General features: G+C 50.8%; 15 protein-coding genes and 1 other RNA gene. 1 reads left to right on the top strand and 15 read right to left on the bottom strand.

Features of this window, described 5'->3' with window-relative positions; genetic code table 11:
• Positions 1–12: 12 nt before the first annotated feature.
• Together B2U90_RS04870 and ssrS are read right to left on the bottom strand one after the other, a co-directional pair.
• Positions 13–1,335 carry a replication-associated recombination protein A gene (locus B2U90_RS04870; RefSeq protein ID WP_059075550.1) on the bottom strand — a complete coding sequence of 441 codons (1,323 nt, stop codon included), beginning with the start codon at positions 1,333–1,335 and terminating at the stop codon, positions 13–15.
• Positions 1,336–1,414: 79 nt separating this feature from the next.
• A non-coding RNA gene (gene ssrS / locus B2U90_RS04865) (6S RNA) lies at positions 1,415–1,593 on the bottom strand.
• Between the two features lie 165 nt (positions 1,594–1,758).
• Here ssrS and B2U90_RS04860 point away from each other — a divergent pair.
• On the top strand, positions 1,759–2,520 hold the full coding sequence (locus B2U90_RS04860; RefSeq protein WP_059075549.1) for an HAD hydrolase family protein: 762 nt from the start codon (positions 1,759–1,761) through the stop codon (positions 2,518–2,520).
• A 116-nt stretch (positions 2,521–2,636) separates the two neighbouring features.
• On the opposite strand, the gene B2U90_RS04855 is transcribed toward B2U90_RS04860, so the two are convergent.
• The 13 genes from B2U90_RS04855 to B2U90_RS04795 form a co-directional block, all read right to left on the bottom strand.
• Positions 2,637–3,557: a lysophospholipid acyltransferase family protein gene (locus tag B2U90_RS04855; RefSeq protein ID WP_292017237.1), complete on the bottom strand. Its 921-nt coding sequence runs from the start codon at positions 3,555–3,557 to the stop codon at positions 2,637–2,639.
• A gap of 10 nt (positions 3,558–3,567) precedes the next feature.
• Positions 3,568–4,596, bottom strand: a complete 1,029-nt coding sequence (gene lpxD, locus B2U90_RS04850) for a UDP-3-O-(3-hydroxymyristoyl)glucosamine N-acyltransferase (protein ID WP_292017242.1) — start codon at positions 4,594–4,596, stop codon at positions 3,568–3,570.
• 14 nt (positions 4,597–4,610) lie between these two features.
• A complete protein-coding gene (locus B2U90_RS04845; protein ID WP_113855105.1) occupies positions 4,611–5,030 on the bottom strand; it encodes an OmpH family outer membrane protein in 420 nt (139 codons plus the stop codon).
• A gap of 17 nt (positions 5,031–5,047) precedes the next feature.
• Positions 5,048–5,986 (bottom strand): OmpH family outer membrane protein, encoded by a 939-nt coding sequence (locus B2U90_RS04840; protein WP_292017236.1) that lies wholly within the window; start codon positions 5,984–5,986, stop codon positions 5,048–5,050.
• A 10-nt stretch (positions 5,987–5,996) separates the two neighbouring features.
• Positions 5,997–6,482 carry an OmpH family outer membrane protein gene (locus B2U90_RS04835; RefSeq protein ID WP_059075544.1) on the bottom strand — a complete coding sequence of 162 codons (486 nt, stop codon included), beginning with the start codon at positions 6,480–6,482 and terminating at the stop codon, positions 5,997–5,999.
• A 25-nt stretch (positions 6,483–6,507) separates the two neighbouring features.
• Positions 6,508–7,794, bottom strand: coding sequence for a hypothetical protein (locus B2U90_RS04830; protein WP_236699618.1), 1,287 nt, complete (start codon positions 7,792–7,794; stop codon positions 6,508–6,510).
• 28 nt (positions 7,795–7,822) lie between these two features.
• The gene (locus B2U90_RS04825; protein ID WP_292017235.1) at positions 7,823–10,123 is read right to left on the bottom strand and encodes a BamA/OMP85 family outer membrane protein; all 2,301 of its coding nucleotides are present in this window, start codon (positions 10,121–10,123) and stop codon (positions 7,823–7,825) included.
• A gap of 14 nt (positions 10,124–10,137) precedes the next feature.
• Positions 10,138–10,743, bottom strand: a complete 606-nt coding sequence (locus tag B2U90_RS04820; protein WP_292017234.1) for a hypothetical protein — start codon at positions 10,741–10,743, stop codon at positions 10,138–10,140.
• Between the two features lie 147 nt (positions 10,744–10,890).
• The gene (locus tag B2U90_RS04815; protein ID WP_059075540.1) at positions 10,891–11,529 is read right to left on the bottom strand and encodes a sigma-70 family RNA polymerase sigma factor; all 639 of its coding nucleotides are present in this window, start codon (positions 11,527–11,529) and stop codon (positions 10,891–10,893) included.
• Between the two features lie 12 nt (positions 11,530–11,541).
• Positions 11,542–15,837 (bottom strand): translocation/assembly module TamB domain-containing protein, encoded by a 4,296-nt coding sequence (locus B2U90_RS04810; protein ID WP_292017233.1) that lies wholly within the window; start codon positions 15,835–15,837, stop codon positions 11,542–11,544.
• A 158-nt stretch (positions 15,838–15,995) separates the two neighbouring features.
• Complete coding sequence (locus B2U90_RS04805; protein WP_292017232.1) at positions 15,996–17,600, bottom strand: TolC family protein; 1,605 nt, start codon at positions 17,598–17,600, stop codon at positions 15,996–15,998.
• Between the two features lie 47 nt (positions 17,601–17,647).
• Positions 17,648–18,892: an MlaD family protein gene (locus B2U90_RS04800; protein ID WP_059075538.1), complete on the bottom strand. Its 1,245-nt coding sequence runs from the start codon at positions 18,890–18,892 to the stop codon at positions 17,648–17,650.
• On the bottom strand, positions 18,889–19,641 hold the full coding sequence (locus B2U90_RS04795; protein WP_292017231.1) for an ABC transporter ATP-binding protein: 753 nt from the start codon (positions 19,639–19,641) through the stop codon (positions 18,889–18,891). The genes B2U90_RS04800 and B2U90_RS04795 overlap by 4 nt, the downstream gene beginning before the upstream one ends.
• Between the last annotated feature and the right edge of the window lie 9 nt (positions 19,642–19,650).

The raw sequence follows: 19,650 nt of genomic DNA, 5'->3' as shown, positions 1-19,650 counted from the left end.
ATGCATTCTGACTTATTTATCACAGCTACGGCGTTTATGCCATTTTTCCGCCATGACATCTTCTTTTCCGTGATTCGTTGCTTCATAATACTGCCGGTCTTTGAGTGGATCCGGCAGATACTGCTGCCGTACCCAGCCACCGGGATAATCATGGGGATATTTATACCCCGCTCCATGTCCCAGAGAAGAAGCTCCCTGATAATGAGCATCGCGGAGCCATGCCGGGATTTCTCCACATCCGCCCCGCCGCACATCATGCAATGCCCGGTCTATCGCCATATAAGCGCTATTGCTCTTGGGCGCGCAGGATACGTAAATGACAGCTTCTGACAAAATAATCCGTCCTTCCGGCCAGCCGACAAGTTCTACCGCCTGGGCAGCCGCGTTGGCTACTACTAGTGCCTGCGGATCTGCCAGGCCTACGTCTTCAGCCGCACAGATGACCAGACGCCGGGCAATAAAAGAAGGCTGTTCTCCCGCTTCTATCATGCGGGCCAGATAATGAAGGGCCGCATCGGGGTCAGAACCGCGCATGCTCTTGATAAAGGCAGAAATCGTATCATAATGGGCATCACCTTGTTTGTCATACGTATACAGTGCATGACCCATAACTTTTTCTACCGTCTCTTTTTTTAGTCTGCCACCTTCGGGAACGAGCATACAGGCCTGTTCCAGGAGATTCAGTCCGGCCCGGGCATCGCAGTCTGCCCCATCCGCCAGAAGCTGTAAGACACCTGCATCAGCCTGTATATGCAGACTGCCCAGGCCCTTTTCCTGGTCCGTCAGAGCCCGCATCAATATCCTGGCAATATCCTCTCTGCCCAAAGGTGAAAACGTGAGGACACGCAGACGCGACAAAAGCGGCCGGTTCACTTCGAAATACGGGTTTTCTGTCGTAGCCCCGATAAGAATGACCGTGCCGTCTTCTACATATGGCAAAAGCACGTCCTGCTGGCTTTTATTGAAGCGGTGTATTTCATCAATGAAAAGGATAGTCCGCTTCTGATACATCTGTATGGCATCTCTGGCTTCCTGTATGACCTTGCGCAATTCAGCCGTCCCCGCCGTAACGGCATTGACTTTGACAAACCGGCTATGCGTCGCATGAGCTATCACATGGGCCAGCGTCGTTTTTCCAACACCGGAAGGCCCGTAAAAGAGAAGACTGGGCAGCGTATCTTTTTCAATCATGGCCCGGAGGAAACTGCCCGGGCCGATCAGCGTATCCTGCCCGCAGATTTCATCCAGTGTTTCCGGCCGCATACGCACGGCAAGAGGGGCCAGAAGAGGCTGCTGTTCTTCCGCTGCCAGAGAAAATAAATCGTCTCCGTTCATTTGTTCTCACCTGCTGTAAATAGAAAGCCGCCAAGATAACTTAGCGGCACTCAATCTTCACAATGAATTATACAGAAAAAGAAGCCCCACCATGCCGTTTATAAACCAAGTTTTGAGCCTGCCTGAGCAGGTGGGTGTCCTCCTATGGAGTTCGACAGTCCAGTGAAGGCATTGCCTGGCAGCCATAGAGCCCGGACTCCCAATGTAAAAGATGTTGGTTCAAAACACGAGATCATTTTACGAACACAGTAGGGTTTTCTCTTGCATTTAGTATAATCAAATACATAGAAAAAATCAAGACTTGACATATAATTTACCATGTATCTGACCAAAACGGGTGCATGATACGGATTACTAATTGAATATTCCGTTGTTTCTCCGTATAATGTTACTTGATATTTCTTTTATAGAAAGGATTGTATCATGAGGAAAAAATATTTCTTTTTTGATATCGACCGTACCCTGGGACTTGATATATCACAAATCATCCCGGCAGATACGGTATACTGTCTGAACCGCCTGCGGCAGCTCGGACACAGTGTAGCTATTGCTACGGGCAGATTACAATGTGATGGCTTCCGTACAGCCAGTCGGTATGGAATCACATCGCTCGTCAGTGATGGTGGCAATAGTCTCACCATAGATAATACGCTCATAGAAATGAATGGTCTGCCCATCGCCAACTGCCGGGCCCTTCTCCACGAACTGGAACGGCGCCATCTTCCCTGGGCCGTCTTTACAGACAATACAATGGTCCGGCATACGCCATATGAATCGTTCCGCCATCTTGGACAGTCGCAATTATTCCAAACCGATGTAACTCCTGTGGACATCGATTCCCTGACGACGATTTATAAAATCGTCCACGTCCGTCCGGCAGCAGGTGATCCGCCTCTGGATACATATGGTCTCTCCCGGCTTCCGTACATTACCAATACGTATCTCGTGGAACCGACCGATAAAGGTGCCGGTATCCGCCGGTTCATGGAACACGCCGGAGCTCCCCTGGAAGACGTAGTCGTATTCGGCGACGGCCTCAACGACATCGCCATGTTTGTATCACCCTTCTTCCGCATCGCTATGGGAAATGCCCGTCCCCAGCTCAAGGAACGGGCCGATTATATTACCGATGACAATGACAAGGGCGGCATATTCCATGCCTGCCGCAGGTTTGGCTGGATATAAATGGACGAATCCCCAAAAAATTGGCATACGAAGCCTGACTTGCTTCGTATGCCAATTTTTTCATCTATAACCTGTCATCGGATAAAGAATTGCCGGAAAAATCCCTTCTGGCCAGATTATCCTCTGGCAGCCATTTCACCATTTGCTACCTTTTCTTTATAGCGTTTTGTCCATTTCCAACGGTTGTGAAGCCAGAACCAGTCTTCCGGATATTTCCGGATCCGTTCTTCCAGCCGGTCATTTAATGCCTGCGTCGTCGCATAGACGATGCGTTCCTTTTCTTCTTTGGACAGGCGGTGATCCGCCGTATACGGCCGGATGGGCGGCAACACGTCTATGACGTGATGATAAGGTCTGTCTTCATGAATAAACGTAGAAATAATCGGATAATTTTTGATTCCTGCCATTTTAGCCGGTCCGTCAGCCGTCAGCGTATCACGGCCGAATAACCGGACCATAATGCCTGTATATCCCGGATCCTGATCCATCAAGAGACCGATATAATGGCCATTTTGGAGAAAACGCACCATATCGCGGATTCCCGTCTTGTACGTGACATGCTGTTTCATCATCGCCCGGTATTCGTTGATAAAAGCATCGGCGCTGTGACTGTTCTGCTGTTGGGCCACGGAAATAAGCGGATAACCGTTCATGGCAAGAACCGCTCCCAATAATTCCCAGTTTCCCGCGTGAGAAGCCATGAAAACGGCGCCTTCACCGCTTTCTTTCAGCTCGTCCAGATATTCCTTCCCATGCCAGGTAATCTTCTTATCCAATATTTCTTTCGTATAAATCGGATAGGATAACACCTCGATGATCATAGGTCCAAAGCGGCAGCTGCTCGCCTTGGCAATCTCCATGGCTCTTTCCGGATCATTGGTAATACCACAATCCAATATCTGCTGCTGAGCCAGCCGCTTTCTTTTTCGGGGGACAAAGGTCCAGAAGAACCAGCCCAGGAAATGTCCCAGCGCACGCCGCACGCCTTCGGGCAGATGGCATATGATCCAGCTTAGTATTTTCATAAAGGTATACATAGGCTGCCTCTTATTCAGCTGTCTTTTTTTCTAATTCAGCAATTTTCTTTTCCAGCTGTTTGATTTTTTTCGCCATGTCCGGCAAGTGTTTCAAATATACCTGGGACCGTTTCCATTCCATATGAGGCTGCATCGGATATCCGGCATAGACCTGGTTTCCTTCCGCATTGCCGGTTATCCCGGTCTTTCCCGCAAAAACAGCATTGTCTCCGATGGTAATATGGCCTGTACAGCCCACCTGGCCGGCAAAGATGCAGTGATTACCCGCCTTGGTACTGCCGGCAATCCCTACCTGGGCTATGATGAAGCAGTCTTCCCCGATTTCCACATTATGGCCGAGATGGACAAGATTGTCTATTTTAGTACCCCGTTTGACAACGGTGCTGTCAAGAGTTCCATTATCGATGCACGTACAGGCCCCGATTTCTACGTCATCGCCGATTTTGACATTGCCAATCTGGGGAATGCGCGTATGACGGCCTTCGTTTGTAGCAAAGCCAAAACCTTCACCGCCGATAACCGCATGGGCACGGACGACAAGACGATCTCCGAGCTGGCAGTTTTCGTGGATGACAGCACCGGGATAAATGACGGCATCGTCACCGATAGAGACATTGTCGCCAATGAAAACATAGGGATAAATGACGCAGTTCTTTCCTATGCTGACATTCCTGCCAATGACAGCATAGGCCATGACAGCGGCATTGTCCCCCAGGACAGCACTGTCATCTACGATGGCCGTAGGATGAATGCCCCGGGCCACGGTCTGCCGGGGATGGAAGAGCACCAGGAGCTGGGAAAAAGCCAGGCGCGGATTTTTTACCAGTACGAGTGTATTATCCCCGGCCGGGACTTCTTTTTCCACAATGACGGCACCGGCATGAACCTGAGGCAGATATTCCGTATATGGATCTACTGCAAAGGTGATATCCTCCAGACCTGCTTCCTGCAGCCCCTTGATATCTTCAATTTCCCGCGTGCCATCACCGATCACCGTACCGCCCAGTATGGCGGCCAACTCCTGTACTGTCTTCTTCAACATAGTCAACCCCTTTATTGTAATTTCGCAATCAAATCATCGGTTACATCGACACCGCCGTTGGGAACGACTTCCTTATAGACGATGATGCCGACGTTTTTATCCTTGGCGATATCCCCTAATTTGCTCTGGATATCGGTCATGAACTGACGCTGCATACTGGCTGCGTATATCTGCTTTTCCTGTAATGCCTGCTGCTGTTTCTTCTGGAAATCTTCCGCTGACATGGACTGCTGGGCCTGCTGCAGTTCGGCATCGAGAGATTTGCCCTTTTCTTCTATCTTCTGTTGGTACTGCTGTACGGCCGGTGCTTCTTTCTGTACGCGGCTCATATCTACATAGCCTACTTTATCTTCACTACCGCAGCCGCTGAGTACGGCAACTGCCGCTATCATGCATAAAACAGCAGCCAATCGTTTACCTATCCGTTTCATTCGTATAATGCCTCCTGTTATGCCAGCTTGACAATGATATCATCGGTCACATCCAGCGCCGTGCCGATGCCTTCGTATTCAGAGAATATGATATCGATTCCCTGTTCTTCCGCAACGGCCGCCGCTTTATCCCGGATATCTGCCAGGATGGCTTCTTTCTGATCTTTCATTTCTTTTTCTTTTGCTTCAAGTTTCTCTTTCCAGGCCGCATTCCAGACAGCCGGCTCCGGACGCTTCTCAAAAGAATCCATTTGTTTCGTGAATGATTCCCGGCTGGATTGCTGCCGGGCCGTCAGTTCATCTTTTACCTGAAGCGCATATGCCTGCAGTTCTTTCTGTGCTTTTTCCTTATCGGGAGCCATGGCAGCGGCAATATCCGCCGCTGCAGCCGCGTCCGTCTGATGGTCGCCACCGCTTTTGCGCAACAGTGCCTGCAGTTCCTGTTCTGTGGCCTTACGTTCCGACGGGGACAGGGCCAATGCAGCCAGTTTCAGCCGGAGATTAACGATTTTCAGATTTTCTTCATCGGAAAGGGCCGGCTGTGTCTGCCGGCGTTCCCGGATCAGAGTCTGATACCGCTGCTCCAGCGCCGCATTCAATTCATTCTGTTTAATGGCCACCCGGGCCTGTAATTCCTGATCCAGAGCCGCTGATGACAACGCATCGGTCATAGAAAAGTCTTTCGCCGCCTGCCCTTGGGATGCGGCCTGCTTCGAGTAATGCCACTGTTCAAACTGATACTGGGCTACCATCGCATTATATTCCAGTTCCAGGCGATGGTACTGGCTGTACGAGGGATGGCTCATCATGATGTGTTCTACATCGGCGCAGGCAATAACCGGCCCTTTTTCTGTAACAGGCACAGCCGGCGTCCGGCTGTGCATCATCCAGAAAGCCACAGCCAGGCAAAAGGCCAGCACTACGGCGCCAGCAGCTGCCGCATAATTACGCTTCATGGCAATATCCTTACTTGGACTGGGATTCACTCAGTTTCTTGGAAACCTGTTCTGTAATATCCTGACCACCATAGAGAACGGCCCGTTTATCGACGACAAGGCTCAGGCCTTTCGTGCTGGCAACGCTGCCGACGGCTTCATCGACTTTATCTTTGACGCCCTTATAGATGTCTTCTTGTTTTTTCGTCATTTCTTCCTGAATCTGCTGATAGAGCTGACTCTTCTGTTCATCGGTCATACCCTGGGACTGTTCTTCAAATTTTTTCTTGGCATCTTCCGAGGCCTGCTGCATTTCTTTCTGTGCATTGGCTACATCTTGATTATCGGGCGGAATGACCTTGCTCATATCGACGACGCCGATATTGCTGGACGGCGCCGCACTGACGGGATTGCCCATCTGCATGACGGCAATGCCGGCAACACTCAGTACAAAAATCGCTGCAATGACAGCGGAAAAAATCTTGACATTCTTTTTCTTACCCATTTCTGACATCATAGTAACATTACTCCTTTGCAATTCCTTATAAATAGCCAATAACCCGCAGCCACGTATCGTGGCCGGAAATGATATACTCCAAACCGACGTATTCATGGAGACGGTACAAGAGTCCCGCCTCTTCATCATGGTTTGTCAGATCTTTATCGAACCGGAAAGACCAGCGGCCCCCTAATTCCTGCCGCAGCCAAAGATGATGGCTGTCATCCTGGCTTTCAAAATTATATCCCATCCAAGTTCCCTTGCGGGGCTGATACCCGTAACCGGGAATGAAGTTCCAGGCTACAGAAGCAGGCATGAATTCCACGTCTGTATACAACTCATGGTGTTTGCCGATTTTTCTGCCCACATGGGCCCGCAGGACCGTATTATCTTCTTTATCATGATAGGCATCACTGTCCCTGCTGACGTCTATGTAGGCCTGTGCGCGGACATCGTAAAAATCCGTTTCCGATTTTAAATGGATATCCATATTTTCAGCAACGGAAAGACTGGGAAGGACGCGCAGCTTATATTTCTTTATGACCCACTGGTCATTCAGATGCTGCTGCAAATCACGCTCTACATCGCGCTGATGGCGGCGCACAAATGCAACAGGCAGGCCATTCAGGCCTGCATAACGGTCTTCCATATGCTTGCGCGTACTGAGAAAGATGATCTTGGGCAGGTTTTCCGCATCGACGCGGACGTTGACATTGCGCACAACGGGAAGTACCGGCAGAAAATACACTTCTACCGTCGTATCCGCGCCGGGCGTAATGACAATGTGCGGATAAAATTCTGGAAGTTCTGTCTCCAGTTCCGTCTCCATAACAGCCTTGACCGTGCCATTTGCCCAGTCCAGAGCATCGACGGGAAGACCGGTCAGGAGATTTTCAATAAAAGCCGAAACGCCGGTCAGGTCCCTGCCCGCCATTTCTTGTCCCAATGTCGGAAGAGATCCATAGTCAAAGCGGACATGTACCCGGCGTATGGTACTTCCCCAGGGGCGGATCTGCACAGACAGCGTCGTTTCCGGTCCCGGCACGAGTTCGATATGTTCGACCGTATACCCTATGAGCACGCGGTCCGTAATGTCGTAAACCATGCGGGTATACTCATCCTGCCGGTTCAGCACGGCCTGGTCATCGGCACCGAGGAACACGTGGTTCCCAATCGTCTCAATGCTGGCACATATCCTCTTCTCGACAAGAGGCGGTATGGCCTCTCCCAGAGAAGAGACGCGTACCGCCACATGAGTTACGGGTGCCGCTATGGCACTACCTAGACTAGCACAGACAAAGAGAATCGTCAATAAACAAGTGCGAAACACGACGTATCCCACCTATCGTCTGCATACATCAGAACTTACCACCAAAGCTGAAGTGGAACTTGCCGCCATCGTCGCCGACGCCGTAATCCAGGCGGATAGGCCCGATTGGCGTCGTGATGCGGAATCCGAGACCGGTGGAAACGTGGATACTGTCATCGTTCTGATACCAGGGGATATTTTCCGTTCCATCCCAGGCAGAACCGGCATCGACAAAGAAGACGCCTTGGATTTTCTTGGCAATCGGATAGCGGTATTCTACCGTCGCCGCATACATCTTATTGCCACGGAATTCATCGTCTTCATAGCCACGCAGGTTATCGGCGCCGCCCAAAGTGAAGAGGTCATAGTACGGCATATCGCCGTTGGCATAGCCGCCCATAAAGCGCAGGGCAATGACATGCTTGCGGCCTACTTTGTAGTACAGACGGTTTTCAAAAGTCAGTTTATAGTAATCGAAGTCACCGCCCAGGCCATGACCGGCAATAGCTGCCGTGTAGGAAATCCTCTTGCCACGGGTCGGATCGTAGACATTATCACGGTTATCGAAGACGTGGGACCAGGTCAGGCTGTTCGTCCGGCCAAAGTTCTTGCCGAGATAATCCATATCTTTAAAGTTATACACTTTGCCATGGCGAGTCTGGCCATTTTTTCTATAATCGAATCCGCTGTTCCATTCATCGTATTTCGTCCGCTTCGTTTCTATCGTAACATAATCGCTGACGTATTCGCTGCGGACGCGGCCATAGGTCAGGTTGAAGCCTTTTGTTTCCCGGTCGTAATCGGCAACGGAATTGCCTTTTTCATCGTAATCTTCGTAATCGTATTCCCGGTTGAACAGGCTGAAGCCGATAGAATCGCCATGGTCATTGAGCCACGGATGGGTGTAGGAGAACGTGTAATTGTGATTGGAATCAGTTTCACCGCCAAATTCCCAGTTAATGGCTACCTTGTCACCAGTACCGCGGAAATTGCTTTCCGAAAGCCCCAACAGGCCTACCATACCGTTCGACTGGGAATAACCGCCGCCAATGGAAATCTGGCCGGTCTTGGCTTCGACGACGTCGATTTCCATGATGACGTCGTTGGGATTCTTTTTGCCCGGCAGCATGCGGACGTTAATATCTTCAAAGTACCCCGTATTGTAAATCCGTTCCACACTGCGGCTGGCGGCGGCACGGTTAAACACATCGCCTTTCTTCATGCGTACTTCCCGGGTCACAACACGGGATTTCGTCTTGGTATTACCGCGGACGACGACATCTTCCAGATGGCATTCCGTAATGCCGATATGAAGGATACCCTTGCTGTCCAGCGTCGCATTGGATACATGGCTGTACATATAACCGTCTTTCGCATAGAGATTATTGATGTTGGCTACGTCTTTACTGATGATGGTGCTGTTCAGCGGTGAACCCGGTACGAACTGGATCATCTGCTGGAGCGCTTCCGTCTTATAGACTTTATTGCCGGTAATTTCTACACCGTTGATGACGGGATTGAGCTGTACGGCATAATTTAGGGCCACCCCTTCCGGCACGTTGGTAAAGGAAGGATGGACCGTCGAGAAAAGACCGGTAGAACCGATGACATTGACATCATGGCGGACATAATCGGCACTGACCGTATCACCGACGCGCATGGCTAATTTCGGCAGCAGGTAGGCTTCAATGGCCGGGTCCGGTACAGGGCCAACGTTTACTGCCGTCGTCACTTTATTGGCATAAGGAGCGATGGATTCATCGGTGACAACATTACCATAGGGCATGGTGCTTTCCTGCCCTGGCTCCAGTACCGCCATAGGATACTTGGGAATCGTCGTATCGATTTGTACGGCACCGAGGCCGGCCATGTACGGCACAGAGGCTCCGGGGAGGCCTTCTTCTTTAGCCGATTCTGCTGTACCGACCGTCCCCTGTTCGTATCCCGTATTGCCGCTGATGACGGACTTGGCCACCTGGCTCTTCCGTTCCTGTTCGGCCTGTTCAATTTTTTCTACCTGTTCTTTTTCAGCCGGCTTGCGTACGTCTTCCGGCTTTTCCCCCTTGGCAATGGCTGCCAGTTCTTCATCCGTTTCGTACCCCGTAAGGCCGGATTTTGCATTCTTCATGACGGCTTCTGTCTCCGGCGTTGAAGCACTGGTCACTACCGTATTGAGTGCCATAGGCTTTCCTTCGTCTTTTGCGGTCATGTCTGAAGCGGATACCTTTTTTTCTACGGTCTGTCCGGGATCTGCATCATAGCCTGTTGCCGTGTCTGCAGCCCATACGGGACTTGTCACCATAGCACTGGTAATCATCATCAATAAAAATTTCTTATTCCGTGTTATCATAAGACCCTCCGTTGTCATTTCTTGGTTTCCGCACCGCGCAAACTATGACGCGCATCTTGTACGGCAGCCTGTATCTGCCGGTCCGATAAAACCTTTTTTTGTACAGGCTGTGTATATGGTACAGTCGCAGGTGGCGGTTCCGTTCTTTCCGTCTCCTGTCCTGTTTCCCCCTGTTGTACTGCCGGCAATACACCGGTATCATCTGTACTTGCAGGAACCGGTTGCACCGCCGGTATTTCTTCTACTGCCCTGTCTTCTGCCGTTACGATTGATTCCGGCTCAGCTACAGGTTGTGAATCCGGCGCTGTCATCGTCGTCCGTGACGTATCCGCTGCCGTTTCGCCGCGGACAGGCCGGGTATAATCAGCTGGCGGCCCTTCCGGGCGTGTAAACTGCCAGATGCCCAGAGCCAGCGCCAAAGCAGTCAGGACTGCCGCCAGCCGGCGGATTTTACAGCCCATACCGTGGTTTTTTCGAAGATTTTTCATCTCCGCTTCTGCCAGCATGAGATTCAGTTCCCCACGGACATCAGCTTTATTGTCAAAAGACTTTTCAGCCCGTTCCAGCCAGGCTCTGGCAGAACGGACACGCTCGGCCCGTTCATTATCTGATTTTGCCATACTGCGCAAGCTCCTTTCCCAGCATGTTTATAAAATCCTGAAAAAGACAGCCTCAACAAACAAGTAAATATGGGAAGAAGCCGATATCTATCTTGGAAATACTCATCGTTTCTCCCGTATTCTCCCGTTTATACCATATTTTCTTTTTTACTTCTCTTTGTTGTCATGAATAAACCGGCTCAGCATGCCTCTCACACGGCGGATCCCCCGTTTCTGCAGCCGGTATACATAAGGCAGGCTGACAGACAGGTCCTCGGCCAGGGATTTTTGCTGCTGATCTTTGAGATAGACGCCTTCCACGACGATCTGTTCCTTCTGAGGCAGACGCTGTAATGTCTGGGCTACGTGTTCAAACAGAATCTGCCGGCCTGTCCGGTCTGCCAGATCCTCCGCCCCGTCTGGCAACTGATCCCGCAGGGTAACGCCGTTTTCATCGGGTTCGTCGAGAGACAGGGAAGACCGTTTATTTTCCTTTTGGAGAAAATCCAGGATTTCCCCGCGGATACGATGGACGGCAAAAATAGGAAAGGCCACATTGCGCCCGTAATCATACCGTTCCACCGCTTCAATCAGTCCCAGCGTTCCTTCCTGCAGGGCGTCCTGCAGAATATCCCCGGAAATGTGCCAACGCATCGCTTCCCGGAAAACCAGCGGCTGGTACTGTTCAATGAGCCGCCGCCGGCTCTCCTGGTCCCCCCGGTCTTTATATGCGCGCCAGAGTTCTCTTTCTTCTTCCGGAGCCAGAAGTTTTATCTGTTGTAATTCTTTTAAATATGTCTCCAGCAACTTCTGTCCCCCCTAATAGAAGCTGTATTTATACATGCCGCCAATAAAGGAATCATCTGCCGATTTCCAAGCGGCCACACCAAACTTACTTCCCAAATTATACTGCATACCTATGCGGTTGTCATCATGATTGAGGCCAAAAGCAGCTGTCAGCATGAAATCATTGAACAAATACTTGCCCATTTCTATATTATAATAATTATTTTCCACATCAGCTGTCTTGCTGTTGTAATCCAGTGACCCTGTCGTAATGTTGAGCATATCTAGATTCAGTGCCTTTTCCAGCGCCTGTGTAATCCCCAGACTGTTGAGCGTCATGCGGATGCCGCTCCCTATAAGTGTATTGACATCTTCACTATTAAGGGAACTGTCTTTTTTGCCACTGCTGTTCCTGAGCGTAATCAGGGAAAGAATCTGGGCCTTCGTAAGCGGCGGATTGGATCGCAGCATCAGGTCCATCGCATCGGCAGGACCGCGCAGATTGAGCAGGACATTGTACTGACCGACACGGGTATGGCCTTCCACGTCCAGATAGGGGAGGAATGTATCGGGCTGATTAAATTCAGCTTTTGCCCGGGATACACGGAAATTCGTATCCAAATAGTGAATAGTCCCTCGGGAAGCTTCAAAGCCGCCCGTTCCATGGGGATGAGCCAGCGTGCCGCCAAAATGAGCCTTGCCATGCACCATCAGGTCGTAAAGCGCCCCATTATACAGCCGCACATCATCTCCCAGTGCGACCGTAATGTCGAGAGCGGCATCAAAATTGCTTTCCGTATCACTCAGGCTCAGGGGCAGATCCAGTGTCGTATCATCTATCGTAATGGTTCCGGACAGCAATGGCATGCCATCACCGGGCGAGACAGTCAGGTTTCCCGTCAGCGGTCCGGTAAAATACGGACAGACGACTCCCAGATGATCGAGTGCAAGCAATCCTTTGTACGACGTGACTTCCCATCCCTGCCAGGATGCATCTGCCTGTACCTGCAATTTTCCCGGATTTTTCGCCTTTGCCTTATCCATAACGGCAGAACCGGAAAACGCCGCTTTGCGTCCCGTAAATTGAAGCTGCCCCGTAATCCGTGTCAGCGGATTACGCACGGTCCGGATGGACAAAGAACCGTCATCGACACTCAACGTACCGTATACCTGTGGATCCGCAGCCGTACCTTTTAACTGCAGCGAACCATTCAGTCCGCCCTGGGCTTCAGTAATAAGAGGCGTGACAAATGTCAGTATATCCAGGCCGGCATGATCCAGTTTTACCATAACGTCCATAGATTCGTCTGTTTTTTCACCGGTCAGAGCCGCTACGGGAATCGTCCCGGAGGCGCTCGCCTTATACGGATCCTTCAGGATATATGCCTGATGGATCTTAATCATGCGGTCCCGCAGATTGAGCAGGGCATACATGCCAGTAAAGGAAATGCCATTGACCATGCCACTTCCGAGCTGCAGAGACACATCAGCACTGGGATGATCTCCTGTCCCGCTCAGATTAGCTGCAAAATCGACAGGCGCATCAATCTGGACATTCGTCTGTCCCGTTACCGCCGCCAGCAGCCGGGCCGGGAAATGGTGGGCAGCAATCTGCATCTGTACCGGCCCATGAAGGGCATACGATCCCTGGGCAGCCAGCACGGCATCGCCGGACTTCAGGGTAAGTTCATGAATCTGTACGGCATTGTTTTCGTATTGGACATCAATACGGGCAGGTTCTACAGCTGCATCATCAATATATCCCTGGGTCAGAGTCCCGGTCAGACGTGCCCGGGGATCATCGGTTGTCCCATCGATAGCCAGCTGCCCTTCCAGACGCCCCTGTATGGACTGCAGGGGTGCTCCCGATAGTTTCAGGATACTGCCCAGATCCGCAGCCTGCACGCGGGCCCGCGCCATAATCCAGCCATTCGCCGGATTATACCCGCCACGCAGTTCATAAGTCCCTCCGTTCTGTTTAAAATGAAAATCGGTCAACCGGAAAATACCGCCGTAATAACCGAGGTTGCCTTGTATATCATCGAGGGCTATGCCATTAAAGGTCAGTGAGTCTGACTGGAGAGACCCTTCAAAGACAGGATTGTCCATCGTACCGCCAAGATGCCCTCTGACATTCATGATACCGGAACGCTGAGGCCCTTTTTGCGGTACCAGGCGGGCAATATCGAGATGGCTGCCGTCCAGGGTCAGATCCATATGCTGTCCCAGGTAACCGGCGACGCGGATAGATGCATCATAGGCTGTAATATCGCCGTTGGTGATATAGACAGAGCCATCCCGCAATGTATAATCGGCACTGACATTTTTGTACAAATAGCCATAAGCAGAGCCACTGGTCAGATGGAACGATCCCTGTGCCGAAGGCTGATCGAGACTGCCCGTCACAGTAATCGTATTATCGGCCCAGCCTGTAAGAGGAATATCTCCCCGTCCCAATGCTGGCAGCAGCCGTTCCAGACGCATATGCTGTGTCACAACCTGCAGATTCACCTGCCGGGTATCCAGATCAGCCATACCACTGGCTCTATGAGTCCCATCGTTGTAACGCCACACGACAGACGGTATCAGAATACGGCTTCCACTACCGGAAAGAGAACCGTCGATACTATCAAAGTCCATCCCCTGTATACTGCCGTCGCGGGCATGGAAAATCAAATTCCAGTCCGGTCCGGAACCATATAGGTGTCCGGCAGCAGAAAAGGTGCCGGTCATAGGTACTGCTGCATATGCAGATGCCATATCAAGTGGCAGATTGTCTGCTGTAAAGGAAAGATCCGTACGGGGCCCCTCCGTATCATACACGCCATGGACCCGGACTGTTCCTCCCTGCACGGAAGCAGTCAGCCCTGACAGAGACAGCAATCCATCAGCATAGATAAAGTCACCTTCCGCCTGATCTGCCTCGATGCCATTATAGGAAAAACCTGCCGCGCTGGCATGACCGGAAGCCTGGACTGTCCCCTGATTCTGATTGCCCGAAACGGTCAGGGAAGCCGACACCGTGCCCAGAACCGAAACAGGCAGCTGGCTTATTTCTTCGAGGTGGATGGAATCAGCATCGAGAGAGGCCTGAAAATCACCACTGGACAGGTTATATGTTCCCGAACCTTCCAGATGGCCTCCAGCTGCATCAGCAGACAGATGGGATATATCAGCCTGACTGCCATCGCAAGAAAAGACAACTTCGCCATGATACAGTGTCGTTCCATCATAGGTCAATTCTGGTACAGTCAGTGTTCCACTGCCGCGTATTTCACTGGCCGTTCCCCAGACGCTGCCCTTAAAGGCAGCCGTACCAGAAATGCCAGCTGGCAGCTTATCGGCAAAAGCAGCAAGATCGGCGCCGGGTACATCCACATCCAGATTGAATACGGGAACATCCCCATTGATGCGTACTTCACCTGAGGCGCTGATATCCTGTCCATTAATGCGGCCTTTCAGCCGGTCAATCCGGACGTTTTGTGAATTCAGCCGCACCGTTCCGCTGACCTGGTCATAGGAAAGGCCCGATGCCGTACCGGACAGATTATCTACAGAAGCAGTTCCCGACAGAGAATCCCCGTTATGCGAGCGGGCATAACGGACCCGTATATCACGGAGCGCACCTTCTTCTACAGTCACATCCGTTCCAGACGGAATGAACGATGATGTATAAGATGCTTTAACAGCATCGCCACGAAGCAGGACATCGAATTCCCGCGATGAAGTATAATGACCGGAAGCCGTCAGCTTTTCTCCATCGACATACAGCGTCATATCTCCATAGATAGCCGGGTAGGCCGTAAAATCGAGGGTCCCGTCACCCCCGCTGCCCGTAATCAGCGTGCCATCGGCCAGCCGTGCCCTGACAGCTCCATCGTGAAACCGCACAATTGCCCGGAATCCACTGTCCGCCTTTTCCTTCGATGTCTTAATAAGCGTCGCAACATTCCACGTATTATCAGACGGTTTCTGCCACACATGGACAACCGGCTGGGAAATATCCACCGTCTCTATAGCCGCAGCCGGATTACCATCAGGAAGGGATGCCACTATTTTCCAGGGATTGACAAAAATCTGTATATCCGAACCAGAAAGCACAGTACGTCCCTGCATATCCCGGATAACCGGGTCCTGCAGCCTGACTCGGCCGGACAACGAAACATCCATAGCACTAAAGGTTAGTGTTCCGTTTATTTTATCATTCACTGTACTCGTCACTGTCTCAGAGAGTTTTTGCATCAATGCCGGCTTTTCCATCCACAGGGAAAAGAGTGCGGCAAAGAGGAATACAAAGACTGCACCGGATACAAGCCATTTTTTTCGCACGGTCGTCCTCCATTCCTATAAAAAAAGAAGAGAGAATCATAGGATTACAATTCTCTCTTCATTGTACATAAGCTATTCATTAAAATCAAGAAACAGATAAAAAGATTCAGTTTCCTTTTTTTAAACTTACTTTAAATTGTAACAAAAGGAGGTTCCCATCATTTCCCTGTCAGGGACGGATGGATGACACCGGAGCGGACATCGACGCCCATTGCCTGTTCCAGTTTGGCAATACCGACATTATAATCATACAATGCCTGGATATGGTTGACCTGGGCTTCGTTGAGGCTCAGCTGGGCATCGAGGACATCCAGGTTGATGCCAACACCAGCCTGATAGCGGATGTTCTGGATACGGTAATTTTCCTTCGCCTGATCGACGACAGCCGTCGTTTCTTCTACGCGCTGTGCCGCACTGCGGATATTGAGGTATGCCTGCTTGACTTCCAGCTGGACCGATTCCCGTGCTTTCTGTTCTGTTTCCCGGGCGGAAAGGAGTGTTTCCCTTGCTTTCTTGATTTTGGCATTAGTCGCGCCGCCATCCCATAAGCTCCAGGAAACGCCGCCACTTACACTCCAGTTATGATCATCAATACCGGGGAAATCATCATCCGACCAGCCACGGCCGGCACCGACAGATACGGTCGGCCTGTTGCCAGCCTGGGCAATACCGATACTGTTTTCTGCTTCCTGTACGGCAACGGCTGCCTGGAGGACTTCCGGACGATATTTCATGGCATAGTCAATGGCTTCCTGAAGGGAAATATCATACGTATCAAAAGGCAGCTGATGATCGGCCAGATTCAGTTTGGTCTGCAACGGCAGGCCGAGGATGTTATTCAGGTTTGATTCAGCAATAGCGACATTATTATCTGCCGTTACGGCCGTCGTCTTGGAGTTGGCCAGTGATACATTAGAAGACAAGACATCTACTTTCGCCTTGGTACCTACATTGTACTGGGCTGTTACATTATCTAAATGTCCCTGCAGATTATCGACGGCTTCATGGTATACATCACGCAGTTCCTGATAAGCCAGAAGGGCATAATACCCTTCTACGGCAGAATACTTCGTCGCCTGCTGGACGCGGAGCATTTCTTCCTGGGCATTAGTCTTTCCCAACTTGGCATTGGCAATTTCGTTTTCTACCAGTCCGCCCGTATACAATGGGATGCTGACACTAAAACTGTTTTTAAAACTATTACCGATGACATCTCGTCCCATATTTTGTGACATAGCTCTGGCCCCACTCCAGGTATAGCCCACCTGGGGCATCTTGCCGGCCTTGGCTATGGCGATATCAAAGTCAGAACTGTTCAGGGCATAATGGGCCACCTTGATATCCCGGTTGTAATCGAGAGCCATCTGCACCGTTTTGGGCAGTGTCAGATCGACAGCCTGGTCGGAAGCGACCCGGCCGACGACAATGACTGGATCCGCTTCTCCTCTGGCAGCAGCTCTTTTAGCACTGGCTTCCATATCGGAACGGATTTTTTGTGCCAGCTCTTCCCGCAGCTGCGGTGTCACATCGGACGCACCGATAGCTCCTGCCGGTGTCACAGCAGCCTGGTTCTTTACCGTACGTGCTGCCTTTTTGCCGGTCCGGGAAACCTTCTGGCCAGCCATATTCCGGGCAGAATCAGCAACAGCTGCCTGTCCCAGATCGACGGGAACAACGGCTTCTTCTGCTGCCCATGCAGACACCGTCCCCAAGGTTGAAATCATCAGGGCAACAACAATTTTTTTATACAAGTTTTTGTCCATTACGGGTACCCCCATTGATCGAATTGCTATCTATTGCAGAATGTCTTTTAAAAGACATAGTCAATACCATAATAATTGCCACCGTCACTGCGGTTCATGGGCCGCGTGAACTGGCCAAAAAGAAACATGTTGTCTGTCAGGCGGTATTTCGCTTTCAAACGATACCGCCAGTCATCGGGATCATACCCCTCCAGGCTGAGTTGGAACGGTTTATCCTGAAAAAAATCCAGCCCCATTCCGAGCTCGCCGCGGATGAGGCCGGCCCGGACATCAAATCGGGGATGTCTGAACCCATACTGCAAATCCAGTTTCGTACCGTTACCTATATTCTCAGCCCCGAGAAGCCCGAATGTATGGTTCCGGTACACCTTAAAATTTACAGCGGCACCCGTTTCACTTTTACTCTCATTATATAAGACACTGGCATCGCCTTCTGTTTTGAATCCGCTCCCCCCACCGAGAACCTTATTTAGTTTCCCCGATATTTCCGCAGTATTATGAAGCGTTTTCTGCAAATCTTTCTGGCTCTGCTCATCAGTCGTAATTTTCTGTACGGCCAGCGCTGTCTGCTCAAAACTATCCGTAATGCGCTTCATATTAGCCGCCGTATCGCGGACGTTAGCCGAAATAGCTCCATCGCTGTTCATAGCAGCCAGCTGGGCCGCAGCGGCATCCAGAGAAGCTGTTACCGACGCCATATGTGCTGTCATTTCCTGAATATTGCCGGCATTGGCATCCATCAGGCCATTGACCCGTCCGGTTATGCCTTCTATATTCTGAAATGTCCCGCGCATCGCTTTTTGCGTGTCCGGGTGTCCGATGACGCTATTAATGTTATTAATCATATCATTGGCACTGGCCACCAGCTTACCTGTACTTTCCATCATATCATCCATGGTCTTGCCGTCATTGCCGTTCAGATATTCCCCGTCAGCGATGAGCTGTGTCGAATCCTTGCCCGGCGTAATGGAAATAATCTTTTCCCCCAGCAGGCCGTCCGTCGTTATTGCCAGTTTCGATCCTTTAGGAATTTCCGTACCCTTATCGATCTTCATGGCAACGTCTACGCCGTTTTTAGAAGGAGTCACATCGGTAACTTTACCGACATGAACACCGACATAGCGGACTGAATTTCCCTTCTGCAAGCCATTGGCATCGCGGAACATGGCATGAATGACATAGCCTGGTTTGCCAAATATTTCTGCATGAGCCAGATTGATGACCACATAGGTAAAGACCAGTACGCCAATAATGGTTACCAGGCCGACTTTTGCTTCTGCACTCCATTTCATGGCGCACACCTCCCCTCCTGACGCATCAGACCGCCGTGGATAAATCGTTGAATGTGTTCATCCGGCGAATCCCGGAAGGTATCCTTATCTGCAATAAGCCGGAAAACGCCGTTTTCCAGATAAGCCAGCCGGTCTGCAACGAAGAAAGCCGATTCCATATCATGGGTAACGATGACAGACGTCGTATGAAGCTGACTTTGTGTCGTCACAATCAGCCTGTTGATATCCATACTGCGCAGCGGATCCAGACCTGCCGTCGGTTCATCATACAATATGACCCGGGGCTCCAGTGCAATGGCCCGTGCCAGACTGACTCTTTTTTTCATGCCGCCCGACAAATCGTTCGGCATCATATCTTCTACATGATCCAGCCCGACGAGATGTAATTTTTCCCGGACAATTTTCCAGATTTCTTCTTCCGGGAGTTTACGATGCTGCCGGAGGCCAAATGCCACATTCTCACCGACACTCATAGAATCAAATAAGGCTGAATACTGAAAAACCATGCCCATATGGAGCCGTACCTGATCCATCTCATCTTCCGTAAAGCCTGTAATATCCTGACCGTCTATAAAAATATGACCGCCTGACGGTTTCTGAAGACCGATAATCAGACGAAGTATGGTACTCTTGCCTGAACCACTGGCACCCAGTATCCCCAGTGTTTCTCCATCGCGGATATCCAGATTGATGTGATTCAGAATGACCCGTGATCCATACGCCACGGTAATATCCTGTAAACGGATCATATGCCAGAC

The organism is Megasphaera sp. UBA4233 (assembly GCF_002395615.1).
Taxonomy (GTDB): domain Bacteria; phylum Bacillota; class Negativicutes; order Veillonellales; family Megasphaeraceae; genus Megasphaera; species Megasphaera hexanoica.
Note: the sequence above shows the minus strand (reverse complement) of the source record. Positions and strands in the feature narration are given on the sequence as shown.